General features: G+C 33.3%; 13 protein-coding genes. 5 read left to right on the forward strand and 8 right to left on the reverse strand.

The genetic code is table 11. From position 1 onward, the window contains the following. Positions 1-345 precede the first annotated feature (345 nt). Together AC3B6G_RS04110 and AC3B6G_RS04115 are read right to left on the reverse strand one after the other, a co-directional pair. Positions 346-936 (reverse strand): TetR/AcrR family transcriptional regulator, encoded by a 591-nt coding sequence (locus AC3B6G_RS04110; RefSeq protein WP_489849151.1) that lies wholly within the window; start codon positions 934-936, stop codon positions 346-348. Positions 937-947: 11 nt separating this feature from the next. Beyond that, complete coding sequence (locus AC3B6G_RS04115) at positions 948-1,505, reverse strand: TetR/AcrR family transcriptional regulator (RefSeq protein ID WP_489849152.1); 558 nt, start codon at positions 1,503-1,505, stop codon at positions 948-950. Positions 1,506-2,396: 891 nt separating this feature from the next. On the opposite strand from AC3B6G_RS04115, the gene AC3B6G_RS04120 reads away from it, so the two are divergent. The 3 genes from AC3B6G_RS04120 to AC3B6G_RS04130 all read left to right on the forward strand — a co-directional run bounded on the left by AC3B6G_RS04120 (position 2,397) and on the right by AC3B6G_RS04130 (position 9,487). Then, a complete protein-coding gene (locus tag AC3B6G_RS04120) occupies positions 2,397-3,884 on the forward strand; it encodes a DUF5776 domain-containing protein (RefSeq protein ID WP_489849153.1) in 1,488 nt (495 codons plus the stop codon). 14 nt (positions 3,885-3,898) lie between these two features. Beyond that, entirely contained in the window at positions 3,899-6,805 is a 2,907-nt protein-coding gene (locus tag AC3B6G_RS04125) for a hypothetical protein (protein ID WP_489849154.1), read from the forward strand. Between the two features lie 72 nt (positions 6,806-6,877). Beyond that, complete coding sequence (locus AC3B6G_RS04130) at positions 6,878-9,487, forward strand: BspA family leucine-rich repeat surface protein (RefSeq protein ID WP_489849155.1); 2,610 nt, start codon at positions 6,878-6,880, stop codon at positions 9,485-9,487. A gap of 114 nt (positions 9,488-9,601) precedes the next feature. Here the strand turns inward: AC3B6G_RS04130 and AC3B6G_RS04135 are convergent, their stop codons facing one another. The 3 genes from AC3B6G_RS04135 to AC3B6G_RS04145 all read right to left on the reverse strand — a co-directional run bounded on the left by AC3B6G_RS04135 (position 9,602) and on the right by AC3B6G_RS04145 (position 12,361). Continuing rightward, entirely contained in the window at positions 9,602-10,195 is a 594-nt protein-coding gene (locus AC3B6G_RS04135; RefSeq protein ID WP_489849156.1) for a TetR/AcrR family transcriptional regulator, read from the reverse strand. 15 nt (positions 10,196-10,210) lie between these two features. Continuing rightward, complete coding sequence (locus tag AC3B6G_RS04140; protein ID WP_489849157.1) at positions 10,211-10,765, reverse strand: TetR/AcrR family transcriptional regulator; 555 nt, start codon at positions 10,763-10,765, stop codon at positions 10,211-10,213. A 708-nt stretch (positions 10,766-11,473) separates the two neighbouring features. Then, positions 11,474-12,361 carry a hypothetical protein gene (locus AC3B6G_RS04145; protein ID WP_489849158.1) on the reverse strand — a complete coding sequence of 296 codons (888 nt, stop codon included), beginning with the start codon at positions 12,359-12,361 and terminating at the stop codon, positions 11,474-11,476. A 104-nt stretch (positions 12,362-12,465) separates the two neighbouring features. Here AC3B6G_RS04145 and AC3B6G_RS04150 point away from each other — a divergent pair, with 104 nt between their 5' ends. Further along, positions 12,466-13,053, forward strand: a complete 588-nt coding sequence (locus AC3B6G_RS04150) for a hypothetical protein (protein ID WP_489849159.1) — start codon at positions 12,466-12,468, stop codon at positions 13,051-13,053. A gap of 76 nt (positions 13,054-13,129) precedes the next feature. Here AC3B6G_RS04150 and AC3B6G_RS04155 read toward each other — a convergent pair whose 3' ends face one another. Further along, positions 13,130-14,062: an alpha/beta hydrolase gene (locus tag AC3B6G_RS04155; protein ID WP_489849160.1), complete on the reverse strand. Its 933-nt coding sequence runs from the start codon at positions 14,060-14,062 to the stop codon at positions 13,130-13,132. 13 nt (positions 14,063-14,075) lie between these two features. Beyond that, positions 14,076-14,858 carry a tyrosine-protein phosphatase gene (locus AC3B6G_RS04160; RefSeq protein WP_489849161.1) on the reverse strand — a complete coding sequence of 261 codons (783 nt, stop codon included), beginning with the start codon at positions 14,856-14,858 and terminating at the stop codon, positions 14,076-14,078. 167 nt (positions 14,859-15,025) lie between these two features. On the opposite strand from AC3B6G_RS04160, the gene AC3B6G_RS04165 reads away from it, so the two are divergent. Next, positions 15,026-15,271: a hypothetical protein gene (locus AC3B6G_RS04165; protein ID WP_489849567.1), complete on the forward strand. Its 246-nt coding sequence runs from the start codon at positions 15,026-15,028 to the stop codon at positions 15,269-15,271. 263 nt (positions 15,272-15,534) lie between these two features. Here AC3B6G_RS04165 and AC3B6G_RS04170 read toward each other — a convergent pair whose 3' ends face one another. Continuing rightward, positions 15,535-16,056: a TetR/AcrR family transcriptional regulator gene (locus tag AC3B6G_RS04170; protein ID WP_489849162.1), complete on the reverse strand. Its 522-nt coding sequence runs from the start codon at positions 16,054-16,056 to the stop codon at positions 15,535-15,537. Positions 16,057-16,100: the final 44 nt, after the last annotated feature.

Here is a 16,100-nt window from a genome sequence, read left to right on the forward strand (position 1 = left end):
AATGATATTGTTCCTTAATTTTTAAGGTATTATTAGTACTATTGTATGAAACAAAATGTATAGTAATACTTAAACAGCTATACGTTTTGTTTATATTAAATAACAATATTAACTAGTTTTTGAATGAAATTAAAGTATCTTTAGTATATAAATTTGTTTTTAAATGAGAACAACTTATTAAAATAATAGACAAAATTATTTATATCTTAAAGAAGCCATTATAAGTCATTTAATGAATTTCGATTGGATTCTCATTTTCTTTAAAGTTTGGAGAACATAGTGAAAAAGTCCTTTCCTCTTTCAATTTTATTTTGAAAGAGGAAAGGACTTTTTTAGATAACGGAATTACCAACTGCCGTTTCGAAGACTGTTGTAATATTTATTCTTAGTGAAAATTTCGTGGACCCCATCTCTAACGATGTGATCAAAGACAACTTTAAAATCTTCTGCTGGCATTGGAATGAAACTATCCATCCATAGGATTTGAACAATTCCTAAAATACATTTAATTAAAAGGATAATATTATAGTTTGCTGAGTCTGGGAAAATTTTCTTGAGTAATCTAGTATAGTATTTTTCTAATAAATGTTCCCAGAGATCGTTCAATCTGGTGTTGAAAAGAATTGTGAGGCGATCACGATAACGATATAAAATCGGAATAACAGCATTTGAAAAGATATTTAAAACATCGACAGTTTCTTTAATGTTCAAACAATTATTTTCCTTGCAATATTTAATTGTTTCATGGATTATTTCACGATTTAATTGATGGGCAAAACTTTGGATAATATCTTTTTTATTGTTGAATAAACGGTAGTAAGTACCTCGTGATACATTTGATTCTTGAATAATTTTATTGTTAGTAATAAGCGAAAGTGGTTCTAATCGCGCTAAAATTAAAAAAGAATCAATTATTTTATCTTTATTAGTAACCAAGTGAAAGCCCCCTAATCTTCTAATAATTTACTTAGCGAAATTCTTGCTGAACCATATGCCATTTTTCTGAATTCTTCTAACGACACCTGATCTTTAGTTTGAACCCAAGTTGAAATGATACTAGCAAAATAATAACAAAGTAATCGTTTGATTAAATCACTATTTTCATTTTTAAGATTTGTTTGACTTAAAACATTGATATAAACGTGAAATAGAGGGGTCATCCATAAAAAATTAAGATTAGCATCGTTTAATTCTGATAGCATATCATTATTATGTTCCATAACTGGCAGTAATAGTTCAATCCCAATGTTTAAAATTTGAGGAATCGTAGAAACTTCCTTTAAGTAAAAATTCTTCAGTTTTTCTTCAATTGGCGCGACAAAATTTTTTTCAGCTTCATCTTGGAGAAAATCGATAATTTCATCTGTATTATTGAAGTAATTATAAAAAGTTCTTTTTGAAACCTGGGCTTTTTTTATAATATCCTCATTTGAAACTTCAAGGATTGAACTTTCTTTCAATAGATCTATAAAAGCTTTAATAATAATTTGTTTGCGATTATTCATAACGTTACCTCTACTTTCGTATCATATCATAGCATACTAAAAAGAGAAGCCAAGTCAGAGATAGGATGGGCTTCTCTTTTTTATTATGGATGTTGGTTATCAATTACATAGGGTGAGTATGCAATACAATAAATTAAATTAGTACTTACAAATATTTACATAGGGTAGAAGATATATTACGAAGAATAATTGTAGTACTAGGTATACAAAAAAATAAAGTGTTTGATTTTTAATATTATTAAATAATGTGATAACGATAGTCATATATTTAAATTAATAGCTCTATAAGATAACCAACAACTGAAATTATAGGCTAAATTTTGATTGTAAACTATCCAAAAAAGCTAATATAACTTAAACAAATTATTTTTTCTATTAACAGTATATTAAGAAAGGCCCTTTATGCTCTTTAAACCTTATATATAAAGGTATTGCAAGATATTTGAGTAATATATCATACAAAAGGTCTACATTAATTTTTTTAATGAAACAAAATGTATAATTTACTAAGCAATATATTATATAATGGCTTCTTTATGCTGATATATCAGTGTTTATCGTGATATTAATTTTGAAATTAAAAATATTATTATATAAATGGTTTATATATAAAAGCACAAATTAGCAAAAATGTTTATATTATTTTGATAGAGCTATCGTTAAGTGATAATTATAGCTTATTTATAAGATCTATAAAATAACTTAATTATACATATCGTTATTGTTTTTTTGCTTTTCATCTACAATCAAGCCAATCATATTGTTCAAACAGCACTTGTAAAATATAATCGAATTTGTTCTTAAGGACGTTTAAAGGATGATTAAAGGATATTAAGTTGTTAGGTAATTTATGTAATTAGTTTTAAACAATATTTAAGGAAGTGCATGTTCATGAAGTTAAGTTATAATTCAAAGAACTTTAAGCCTAATAAGAAGTGGGTTTTAGTGCCACTTACAACTCTTTCATTATTAGGAATGGAGTTTTCACCAATTATGTCTAACAAAAGGATAAATGCAGCTAGTGCTGCTACAAGCACATCAACTGCTAGTGTAAATAGTGGATCAGTTGCTAATGTAGCTAATAATGTTGCAACAGTCAGTTCTGCGAATTCTGCTGTAAAATCTTATTATGCTGAAGGGATTAAGTATAGTCAAGGTATTGATTCTAATGCTAAAGATAAGAATTCAACTAGTTATAAGAGTGCAAAGTCATACGCTAGCAAAGCTGTTCCAGAATTAAGCAGTTATTCTAGCCAAGTTGCTAATATTAATTCTGATACAGCAACAAAGCAAACCAGTTATGATGAAACTGAAAGAAATGCTAGTTCTGCATTCACTACTGCCGCTGTTGCAAGTCAAAATGAAGATATTATGTTTGACTCAATGCGTGCAACCACTAAAACCTTGGAATCGTTAGAAGATTACATGCAAAGTGAATTTCCAATGAGTATGATCAATATCAATACTCTCACTTCTTCCCAACAATCAGAATTCATAAGTTTAAGTGATTCTATCGCGGCTGTCCAAAGTAAGCTTTCCGCTGCAACAGTAAGTAATGCGGCAATTGCTAGAAGCTACACAGCTGTTGCTAGTTCTGCTACTAGCGTAGGAGACTCCATGAGATCTGAAGCTCATGATATTTCTGATCGTATTGGTAACAACGCTTCAAGTGCAACTAATGTTGCCCAAACTGCTAAGGCTGTTGTTAATTCATTAGCATCTTTTTACAGTAATGCTGCCAGTGGATCAAGTAGTAATCCAATTCCAGGATCTTCGAGTAGTTCCCATGCTAATTCTGCTGCAACGCCATCTAATAGAATGAATAATAATTCAACGACGATTAATTCTAGCGAACAAAGCAACGCTACGAATCCAGCCGATAAAGCTAAATTTAAACAACGGGAAGTCTTCATTATCAAGGATTCATTCCTATATAAGACTCCTGAGTTCAATAAAACTAATCGTAAGATGAAGCTTAAAGCTCGTAAGGGAAATAAGATTGCGATGTTCAAAGTTCTTGCCAAGGTGAATGACAAGTCCGGACATAGCCGTTATAAAGTTGTTAAAGTCAGTTCATTAACTAATAAAGTTTTAAGTACTAAGAAAGCAAAGAATGTTGGATACATTACTACTAGTCCTCATTATGTAGCTAACTTATTCTACAACACGATTGAAACTGGTCATTTCAAAGTATTAGGAAAGAGACTTCCAGTTTACAAGAATTCTAGTTTAAAGAAACGTGCTCATGGAAAGAGTCTTAAGAAACATCAAAAGTTCACCGTTATTGGAGTTCGTAAGAATGGTGATACTTACAGTTTCAAATTGTCCAACGGTAAATATGTATCCGCAAGTAAGCGTTACATTAAATTAGTTAAATAGGAGCTAAAAAATAAATGGTAAATAAATTTAAATATCAAAAACAAAATGATAAAAAAGTGATGCATAAGGTTAAGAAACAATGGTTAGTAATCAGTGCTTTTGCATTAGCTGCCTTGGGTGCCGGTGGGGCAACTGCACATGCCGATACTAGTTCTAACAGTAGCAACCAAGTTCAAGTTAAGGCGGCCGATAATCAATCAGCTGGCAGTAGCTCATCAACTAGTACTTCAAGTGCTTCAGTTTCATCTAACGCTTCAGATGTAAAGGCAACTAGTCAAGTTAGTTCAAGTGCTTCTTCTAGTCAAGACAGCATTAGCAATGCTTCACAAGCTGCATCTGTAACTTCAGATGCCGTTAAGAGTGCTGATAGTTATAGTTCAGCAATCAACTCTTTTGCTAGTGCGAACTCAAGTGATTCTAAAGCACAAAGTTATAGTTCAACCGCTAGTTCCGCAACTTCCGATGTTAAATCTGATAATGATGTTGCTAGTTCTCAATCGGTGATTGCATCAAGTGCTGATTCTCAATACCAAAGTGCTAATAGTGATGCGATCAATTTCTCTAACTCAGCTAGTACGGCTCAATCTGATGAAGATTCAGTTTTCGATTCCATGAGAGCAACTACTTCTACTCTTGCATCTCTTGAAAACTACATGCAAAGCAAATACCCAATGAGTGAAATCAATTATGATACGTTCACTGATTCTGATATTGCCGCATTCGAAAGTATGAGTGATTCAATTGCCGCTTTACAAACTCAACTTTCTGCTAACACCGTAAGTAGTGCTGCAATTGCTGCTTCATACACTTCAGAAGTAAGTAGTTACAGTAGTAAGTACGCAACTGCAAGTCTTGCTGCTAATACTTATAAGAAAAACTTTAATGATGCAACTTCAACTGCAATTTCTGCGGCTGATGCTGCTCGTTACTCTGTAGATATTCTTAAATCAATTAACTCTGCAATTGATAACAGCAGTCATGCTAGCTCAGCTTCTAGTAAGGCTTCGAGTGCAAGTTCAGCTGCTAGTCATGCTGCTGATAGTGCTAGTGCCGATGCCTCTGCTGCTCATAGTTATGCCAGTGATGCTAATAATGATCAATCCAGTGTTGATTCAATTGCTAGTGCCGGAAGTAGTTTGAACAGTAGTATCAATAGTGCAGCTCAAAGTAATTCTGCCATTCAATCCGAAGCATCTGCTGCAAAGAGCATTGCTGATGATTTAGCGTCTGATGCTGCTAAGGAAGCTAGTCTTGCTTCTGCTGCCTCTGAAGCTGCCGCCAATGCTGATGCTCATAATGCTGATGTTCAATCAGCTAATGCTGCTGCCTCTGCTGCTGCTTCTGAAGCTAACTCTGCTGCTCAAGCTGCTGTTAACTTTGCCAATAATGGGAACACTACTTCCGCTAATGCAATGAACAGTGCTGCTGATGCCGCTGCTACTAAGGCTGCTACTGCTGGAATCGCTGCTAAATCAGCTGCTGCATTAGTTTCTGATGCGACTGCTCAAGCAAGTGCTGCTGCTAAGTCTGCTGATGCAATCAAAGCTGCTGCAATTAATGCATACTCTGCTATGACAGCAATTAACGACGCAATTAAAGCTAACTCCGCTGCTACAATTGCTAGTTCCGCAGCATCAGATGCAAATAGTGATAATTCATCTGCTAGTGCCCATGCAAGTAACGCTGCATCAGACGCAAGTTCTGCTGCATCAGACGCAAGTAAGGCAGCTAGTGATTCAGCTGCTGCATCGAGTGCTGCTAGTCAAGCATCTAATGCTGCCAGTGCTGCTGCTTCTCAAGCTAGTGCTAATAGTGCTGCATCCAGTGCTGCGAGTGCCGCTAGTTCTGCTGCATCAAAGGCCGCTAGTGATGCTAGTGCCGCTTCTGATCATGCTTCAAAGGCATCCAGCGCAGCTAGTGCCGCAAGCTCTGCTGCATCAAAGGCTCAATCAGAAAATTCTGCTGCATCCAGCGCTGCGAGTGCTGCTAACTCTGCTAACTCAATCGCATCCAGTGCAAGCTCTGCTGCATCCAGTGCCGCTAACGATGCTAAGTCTGGTAAGGATAGTGCTGCGGTATCCAGTGCCAGTGCTGCCGCTAGTTCTGCGGCTTCAATTGCAAGTTCTGCCGCCAGTGCTGCTAAGTCAGCTGCTAGTGCCGCATCAGAACATGCAAGCAATGCCGCTTCTGATGATTCTGCTGCTAGTTCCGCTGCTAGCGATGCTTCTGCTGAATCAAGTGCTGCTTCATCTGCTAAGTCTGCTGCTAATAGTGACAATAGTGCTGCTAGTTCCGCTGCTTCAGATGCATCTAGTGCAGCTAGTTCAGCTGCAAGTTCAGCAAATAGTAGTGCTAATTCAGCTGCCAGTGCTGCAATTAATTCAATGAATTCCATTGATTCGAAGATGGATAGTTTGAGTAGTGCTGCTTCAATGAATGCTTCTGCTGTAAGTTCTGCTGCTGCTCAATTTAACAGCATCTATGCTTTTGCTCAAAGTATGAGTAATGTTGCTAACGTAAATGCTGCAAAAGCAAAACAAAACATGATTGATCTTTATAATCAAAAATTTAGTGATATGAAATCCTTCATTGATAAAACTGGTAGTGAATTGAATGACATTACTAGTGCTGATAATAAGATTACGAACCTTAGTGATGATGTTCAAAATCTTAAGGGACAAGTTAATAATTATGTTGAAATGGCAAATTCAGCATATGCTAATAAAGATTACGATGCCGCTAGAATTTACGCAGGATTAGCGAACCAAAACGTTGCTACTATCAATACAAAGGTTGAACAAGCAAATTCATTATTGCGTCGGGCAAACTTCGAAACATTTGCAACTTCTTATGTATTAAGAAACGCGAATGGATTACTTACGACAATGCAATCAATCTTTAACAGTCTACAAAATAATTAGGATTTACTGTTAATAAAAGAGATTGGATTTTTTCCAATCTTTTTTATTTGCGGTTTCTTCAGGAGAGATAAAATGATTAATAAAAATAAGTATGATAAATTAACAGATAAAAAAGTTTTGCATAAGGTAAAGAAACAATGGATTATTATTGGGACTTTCTCACTAATTGCTTTAGGTGCTGGTAGTGGGGTTGTAGCTCATGCTGATACAACAAATGATAATCACAGTTCCGTTGTGACGGGAACGCAATCAAATTCAGATAACGGCTCTCAGTCATCATCAACAAGTACAACAAATCAAAGTAGTGCGGCTTCAAATAGTAAGACTTCAAGTAATGTGTCCACAAGTGATTCTATGTCAACAATTAGTTCATCAGTTGATGCTAAAAGCGTTACAAGCTCTGTTGCCAGTTCCAGTGTTAATGCAAGTTCAGCAGTGAACGGCTCCAGCACTGCCTCAGAAGAAGTTAAATCGGTTAGTTCAACTTCTTCTAATTCTTCAAGTAATTCTAGTGTTGTTAGTTCAAGTGCAAGTGCGGTTGCTTCTAGCGTTAATAGTAGCAATAGTTCTGCGGTATCATCGAGTGTTGCTTCAGAAACGATCAACTTTATTGATCAATGGAACGACCAAAATGTCGCTAGTGCAGTTGTTAGTGACGCTAATAATGCCAACATTAACGTTAACTCTCTAACAAGTTATTTACCATCTGATTATGCGTTTACCGATGGTCAATTAAGTGCTGGGAATGTCGTTATTGATCCAAGTAAGCATACCGCTAAAGTTTATATTTATAATAAAAAGACGACCAGTGATTACGGGAAATGGGGAACTGCTGAAGTTCTTGGTCAAGGTAATAACATCGTGGTTACTGATGGGACGTTACCATCTGATAATCAAAATCATTACAACCGACCTGGGATTATTAATGGAGCAACAAAATTGGTTGTTCGGAATGTGACATTGCCTGCTGATTCTAGTTACTTGTTTGCTGATATTCCAGCTGGAAATGGAATTGACTTAAGTAATAACGTGGATAGTAGTCATGTTACTGATATGGAAGGAATGTTCTCTGTAAAGAATGCGGATGCCTTATATGGGAATGGATACCTTGGTTCCGTTAATTTTGGTAACTTTGATACTAGTCATGTTACTAACATGTCAAAACTTTTTTATGGTCAAAATCGACTTAAGACTTTAGATTTAAGCAGCTTTGATACCAGTAATGTTACTGATATGAGTAAGATGTTTGCAAATACCAATAGCTTAAAATACCTTGATTTAAGTAATTTTAATACTGATAAAGTTACAAACTTCAGAGATTTCTTAAATGAAGATATGCGAGACCATCCAAATTCTGGTAATCCTGGCTGGTTCACAAACTCATTAACACAAAAAACAAGTGCTTTGCAATATGTCGATTTAAGTAGTTTCAATACCAAGAACGTTGCCCCTGAAGCAATGAATAATTTTATGGTCAGTCTTAATAGTATTCAGGCATTAAAAGTTGGCCAGAACATGTTCTTTAAGAACAGTCCTTATGGCGGTATTTTTAACGGAGCATTCAGTGAAATGCCATTTGATATGATCGAAAATAAGGATTCTGGAGATATGATCGGTGGTTTTAGTTACCTATCTAATAATGCATATAGTAATGATACGATTATTTCTGGAATTCAAAGAAGTGGTCTTTGGAAACGGATCGGTTCTCATTATGTAATTCCTGGTCATAACGTGAACCCTGCGATTAAGTCTAGTGCTGCCAGTGCAGCTAGTTCTGCCGCATCAACAGCTAATTCCGCAAGTAATGCTGCCAGTTCTGCATATGCAGGTGTGATTGCTAACGGTTCATTGGCTAACCAATATGCTTCGAATGCGGCTGCTATGGATAATGATGTTAATAATTACATTAATTTCATGGACAATACTAACAGTTATGCTCAAAGCGTAGCCGCTCATAATAGTCTTAGTAGCGTGGGTCAATCAGCTGCTAGTACAATTGCGAGTGCTTATATTGCCAATCAAGATCAAAGAGCAAAGGCAAGTGAATATAATTCATACGCTAGCTCAGCAGCTTCATTCACAAATGCTCAAGTTGCTAAGGCTAGCTCTGCCAATTTTGCTGCTTCGGTAGCAGCTTCAAGTGCAAATTCTTATGCTAGTTTAGCCATGAGTTACATTAATAATGGCCAAATTAATTCTGGTAATTACTATCGTTCTGCTATGGATAATGCAATCTCAGCTGCTCGAAATGAAGCTGGGATTGCCGCTAGTGCAGCCGCTGCGGGAACTAGAACTGCTAGTATCGCTAAGTTCTATACTTTTAAAGCTTCCGCTGCTGCAGTTAATGTTGCTAACACCTTGGCTTATACAAAAGCTCAATTAGCGGTTGTGGAAGCTGCAGCAAATAACTTGCCATCCAATTCAAATAAACCAATTAGTCCAAGTTCGATAGCTAGTTCTGCTGCTAGCTCAGCAAATAGTGCTTCAAGTAGTATTAACAGTGCTTCAAGCAGTACTTCTAGTGCTGATGCTACTTCAAATAGTGATAACAGTAATTCTTCTAATGATAATGGAAATAGTAACATTGTACCAGCGGAAGATAATAGCTCACGTGGTGGTTTTATCTCTGGATTTTTTAACTTTGTTGGGAATGTTATTTCAACAACATTTAGTTTATTTTAGAATTTGAAGTAATAAGAAAAAGGGCTGTAACATAAGTCTCTTAAAATTGAAAATTCCGTTGGGAAATTATTTCTCAGCGGAATTTTTGTTTCAATTATTAAATTAAGGAACGGCTTAAAATAGGGATCCATTTCGTAAACTATTGTAATATTTATTTTTAATAAAGATTTCATGAACCCCATCTCTAATAATATGATCAAAAACAATTTTAAAATCTTCTGCAGGCATTGGGATGTAGCTATCCATCCATAAAACTTGAATAATTCCGAAAACACATTTAATTAAAAGGATAATGTTATATCTTTCAGAATTTGGAAAAATTTTTTTAAGAAGTCGTTCATAGTGATTTTCCAGTAACGATTCCCAAAGATTATTTAGCCTGGTATTGAATAAAATCGTTAATTTATCACGATACTGATATAAAATCGGGAGAACAGCATTTGAGAAAATATTGAGAATATCAACAGTTTTTTTAATATTTAAGCAATCATTTTTCCTACAATATTTAATGGTTTCGTGGGTAATTTTATGATCGAATTGATTTGCAAAACTTTTGATAATATCAGTTTTATTATGGAACAGTCGATAATAAGTACCACGAGAAACATTGGCTTCTTGAATAATTTGGTTGTTAGTAATTAAAGACAAGGGTTCTGTTCTTGCTAAAATTAAAAATGAGTCAATGATTTTATCCTTATTAGTAACCAAGATATATGACCTCCCTTATTCTAATAACTGACTTAAAGAAATTTTGGCTGATCCATATGCCATTTTTCTAAATTTGTCTAACGAAACTTGGTCCTTAGTTTTGACCCAAGAAGTAATGATACTAGCAAAGTAGTAACAAAGAAGATGTTCAATTAAATCGCTATTTTCATTTTTTAAATTAGTTTTTCTGATTACATTAATATAAACATGGAATAATTGATTCATCCATATAAAATTAAGATTGGCTTGATTTAATTCTGATAAAAATTTATCATTACTTTTCATCACTGGAAGTAGTAATTCAATACTAATGTTCAGAAGTTGTGGAACGGTCGTAACCTCTTTCAAATAAAAATTTTTTAATTTTTCTTCAATTGGATCTATAAAAATTTTTTGGGCTTTATTTTGAAGGAAATCAATAATTTCATCTGTATTATTAAAATAATTATAAAAAGTTCGTTTTGATATCTTTGCCTTTTTAATTATGTCTTCATTGGTTACTTCTAGGATGGAACTTTGTTTTAGCAGCTCAACAAAAGCGTTAATGATGAGTTGTTTTCTATTATTCATATTGATAAGCGCCTCTTTTTAAACCCATAATCAACTAGACAACAAAAAAGAAGCCAGTATGAGATAGATACTGACTTCTCTTTATTTAATTATATGTGTTGTTGGTTGTTGAATTGCATAGGGTGAGTATACAATACAATACAGTACATAAATAGTAACAATAAAAAAATAAAGTGTTTTATTCGTACATAAATAGAATAATAGTTAATGATATAGTAATTAAACAAACGTTTTTAATTTAACCAACAAAGCTTAGTATAGATTAAATTTTAAACTTTAACTATTTAAAATAAAAAACATAACTGAAACAAATTACTTTTTCTATCAACAGTATATAAAAAAGAAAGTTAATAATCAGTAACCTTGATATATGGATATTCTTGATAATATTTTAAATATATATAATACAGAAAGATGAAATTGCATTATTCATTTTAGTAAAATTGTATAATTTATGATGATAAAAATAAAAATGATGTTACTAAAATGTTATTGTTATAACGGCCATTGATTAGGTTAGCAATGACTAAAAAATTTGATTATTATCATAAATAATATACAAGTAGTATACAATTAAAACCAAAAATTAAAAAATACTAAATCTCAAATTTGTTTTAACGATAATTATATTATATTTACGTTTTTTTTTAAACAAATAGGTACTATGAATAATGAACTCACTTAATTTTTGTTGAGAATTTAGCTAATTTATTTATTTTTATTATGACTTTTATTATTTTTGGATGTTTTTTTATTATTATTTGCTTTTTGTTTATTATTTTTTTTATTTACAACTGAAACAATAATATTTTGGGGTGAATTAGAGAAGTAATGAGGGATCCATGTTATTTCACCTGGAATTTTCATTCCATTAGGTAAATTCAACATTTTTCTAGTAATTTCTTGGCCCATTAAACCAGCTAGTTTTTGTTTTTTTATGGTTTTACTATTGCTGTTTTGATATAAAATAACAACGTTATTTACTTTTTCAGCTTTAATTGCAAAAGTAATTTTACCAGTGTAGTTATTCCAATGATGATTATTTAATTTTTTGATTGTATATCCCTGATTTTGTAAGGTCAATCGATAATGAGGGTTCCCCTTAACAAGTTTATAGCCAGTTGGAAGCGATAAATTACGATTATTGATGGAATATGATAATGTTGGGAATCCGGTTATGTTTAAAGATTGTCCATTTTGTTTTTGATGTCCATTTATGTAGTAAATTGGAATTTGATAACTAACTTCTTGTGACAATGGAGTTACAACGTTTTGATTTTGGTTAGTTTCTTTACTGCTATTATTTTTTTGAGAGCTGCTATTGCTCTGGTTATTGTTTTTCTTATTACTCTTGTTATTATTATTCTGATTATTTTTAGAACTATTAGATTGGTTGGTAGAAGATTTATTATTAGTTGGACTGCTACTTTGATTTGGGTTCTTCTTTGTTGAGTTATTATTCTGATTATTACGCTGTTGTTTTGATTGCTGTTGTTCATTAGGTTGGTTCGATTTAGCATTTACATTTAGAAATCTTCCGCTTGTAAATGCGCCTACTGCCATAATTGAAAGAATGACACTTGACCATTTTTTCATTAGGAACACTCCCTTTTATTTATATTGGCTATATTATAACTTAAATTAAGCTGTTTGTGATAAAATAAGGTTGATTAATTTGTTCAAGGGAGTGCAATTAAGGAATGTTTAAAAATATTAAACGATTAGTTCCAGAAACCAAGACGACTAAGTTACAATTATTGGTATTGTTAATTGTATTGTTATTTGTAATGCCAAATGTAACGGCTTGGAGTGCTAATTATCTGGAAGGTTTTAATAAGTTATCCATTTTTATTTGGTTGATCGTTTTACAAATTGTATGGGCGTTGATTTGGTATACAACTTATTGGGGATTAAAAAAATATATTTTGAACGTGATTTTAGTTCGAAATCTTCAAATGGGGTTATACTTCTTATCAGGAGCTTTTATCGTTTTATCATTATTGGATAATAATAGTATTTTTTCATTAGTAATTACAGCAGTTAGTTATCTTAGTATGATTATTTGGTATAATTATGTTTTCAATAATCTAGAAGATAGCGATAAAACATCATCGAAGCTTCATCAATTCTGGACTAATCATCGGAAAGTCAATAAAAAAGATGTTCAGAAACTAATTAATGATGGAAATGAAGAAATGAAAAATTGGTTCCGTGACTTTCAAGCGGAAAAAGATAATGCTGGTCGGGTCGTAGTTTTTTATCCTGATGGTACTAAGCGTTATAAATAATGGATTTTTAATTGAATATTAACAAAAAATCACCTCACAATCATTATAAATTTGATTATGAGGTGACTTTTTAATTTTAGAAATATGTTTTTAAGAATTCGGCGACCCGAGCTTTGTATTCGTTCGGCTTCATCCAGAAGCTTTCTGCATGATGAGCTCCTTTAACGATCCAAAGTTGCTTAGCAGCCCTAGTAGCCCGGTAGTTTTCATATGCCATATAAGTTGGGACATACGTATCCAAGCCACCATGAATAAAGAAGATTGGTAACTTGTTCTTTTTAAGTTGGTCAACGGTTGAAGCATCGTTCAAGTGATAACCTAAACGGCGCTTGTTGATCGAACTGACGATTGGTTCAAATGGGTAATATGGTAAGTGGAACTGATTCTTTAGAACATACCCTAGTTCTTCTCGAACATTAGAGTATCCACAATCAGCAATGATTGCTTTAACTTGTTTAGGAAGTTTGTTCCCACTGAGCATTGAAACGATTCCGGCTCCCATACTAACCCCGAATAATAAAATCCGACATTTTTTGTTAAATTGATTCAAAATCTTGTTGATCCAAGCGATGTAATCTTTTTGATCGAGCCAACCGAAACTGATGTAGTTTCCGGCACTTTCGCCATGTCCACGATCATCCGGCATTAAAATGTTAAAGCCCATGTCATAAAACATTTTAGCATAACCACTCATTGTTGCTCGGTTACCATTATATCCATGCGCAATAATTACGACCTTATCAGAAGGTTTTTCGTTGGGGATGAATGTTGCAACCATTGTTTCTTTGGTAGCTGGTTCGTAACTGTACCAAGTTTCTTTTTTGATGCCTTGGTACCATTCTAGATATTTATAGTATTGACCCGCGTAGGGTAATAATGTTTTGGAAGGTCGGGGGGCCTTATTTCGGCGAGACATTCCAACTTTAAATAAATGTTCACTTAATAGGTAAGAACTTGCTCCGGCAATTAATGGAAGTGTCCCAAGCCAAAGCCATTTTTTATGTTTCATTTAGAAGTCCTCCTTATTTTGGGTTTTCTAGATAAATATCCTGTAATTTTTTAATGTCTTCATCACTAAGTTGAAGGTATTCATGGAAGAAGTTTTCCTTGGTTCCATATTTTTTCTTGATTTCATCCATCGCAGCATCGTAATATTCTGGTTCAACAGTATAAAGAGCTGTGATGTTCTTACGAAATGTATCATTAATATCATAAGGTTCATAGTCTACTAATTTGCGTTTGATGTATGGAACCATTTCTTTTTGGGATAAAAGATAATCCTTTTTAATGATCGAATCGTCTACGCCAAGCACCATTAATAGCATGACAATTCCCATTCCAGTTCGGTCTTTTCCTTGAGAACAATGGAAGAGGGAACAACCATTACCATTAGCTAATAATTGTTTGAATAGTGAACGATACGCATTTTTGGCGTGGGTATCATCAATGATAGCTCGATAAACACCTTCCATGTGTTTGATTCCGGTTCTAGGATTATCTGAATATTCTTTTTTCATTAAATCGGCTGTCCGACGTTCCCTTGCAGTAAAGACGGGGGTATGCGTATAAGTTACGCCAGCAGGAATTTTATCAGGATCTTTTTCAGCTTCTTCTTTGCTTCTTAGGTCGATGTCATTGGTAACGCCATATTTGTGAAGATATTGTAAATCTTCAGGGGTAAGATCGACTAAATTACCAGAACGGACAATTTTGTTCCATTTGGTAACGCGGCCATCTTTAGTAGGATATCCGCCGATATCTCGATAATTATAACCGCCCTTGATGGGCAATATACGATTTTTCATGGCAATGTCTCCTCGTTTTTGTTGTTATTACTAATTATAGGGAAAAAATTGCAAATAAGAAACCCATAATACTCGAATTTTATATGAGCTTATGAAATGATTTTTAAAATTAAAAGGATTACAATATAGTTGTAATATTGTAAATAAGGGGATTTGGAATTATGGAAATGACTGAACGTCAATTAATTCAAGAAATTTTAAACACTGTCGATATTCTTTATGATTTTGAAGATGTTGATGAAGATAAGAAAGACTATATTTTAGTTTTACATCGTCAAGATAATGATAAACGTAGTGTTGAACAAATCAATTCTGAAATGAAACACTACTTTAAGGATGCTGGATTTACTTATGATGAACAATTAAATCCAAGTGAAGGTACCGATATTAAAGTTGAAATCCAACGAAGTTAAAAATCCAAAAAAGCTTTTAAACCAGATTTAAAATCTGATTTAAAAGCTTTTTTATAAAATGTGCTTTTTAGAGCACTCTGTATACTTAGGATTAAATCCATTTAATGAATAAAGAACACGTTTATAGTTTGAAAGGAGGACAATATATTTTAATTCATTTCGATAAACGAGGTAAGAAAAAGGAGGCATAAATGAAGCCAATCCTAAATATACACTTAATAATTATAACATTTAAAAGTATGTTTAGGGATTGCTAAAAACAATTATTTATTTAAAGTTGGAAAATGACGTTCTTTATATATCTTATCTAATGCTTCATAGTCCTTGATAGGACTATAAGGTTGGCCATTGATTTCGTTCCAATCAATGATGGCTGAAAAACATCCAATGGCGATAAAGTTTTTATCACTATTATTCATTTCAATCATGGTCCTTAGGAATTCATGCCAAATTATCTGAATGAAAAGGTCGTCATCACTTTGAATTTCAAAAATTCCCTGGACGTTATTTTGATAACTAATACTAACAGTTTTAAATGGTTCATTTGCAAAATTGGCGAATGTTTTACTTTTAACTAATTTGGTCAAGATATTTCTAGTATATCTGCGTAGTAAATCGAACTTATCATTAAAATGATGATAAAAAGTATTCCGATGAACTAAAGCGGCTTTTGAAATATCGTTTATTGTAATTTGAGTAAAGGATTTATGCTTCAATACTTTAACAAATCCTTCATAGATTATTCTTTCCGTTCGTTCTTTTCGCATGTTAAATTTTTTGTCCATTTTATAACCTCTGTCTATTAAATGTACACTATCACAATTTTGTC

It is taken from the genome of Nicoliella sp. ESL1149, from assembly GCF_058107265.1.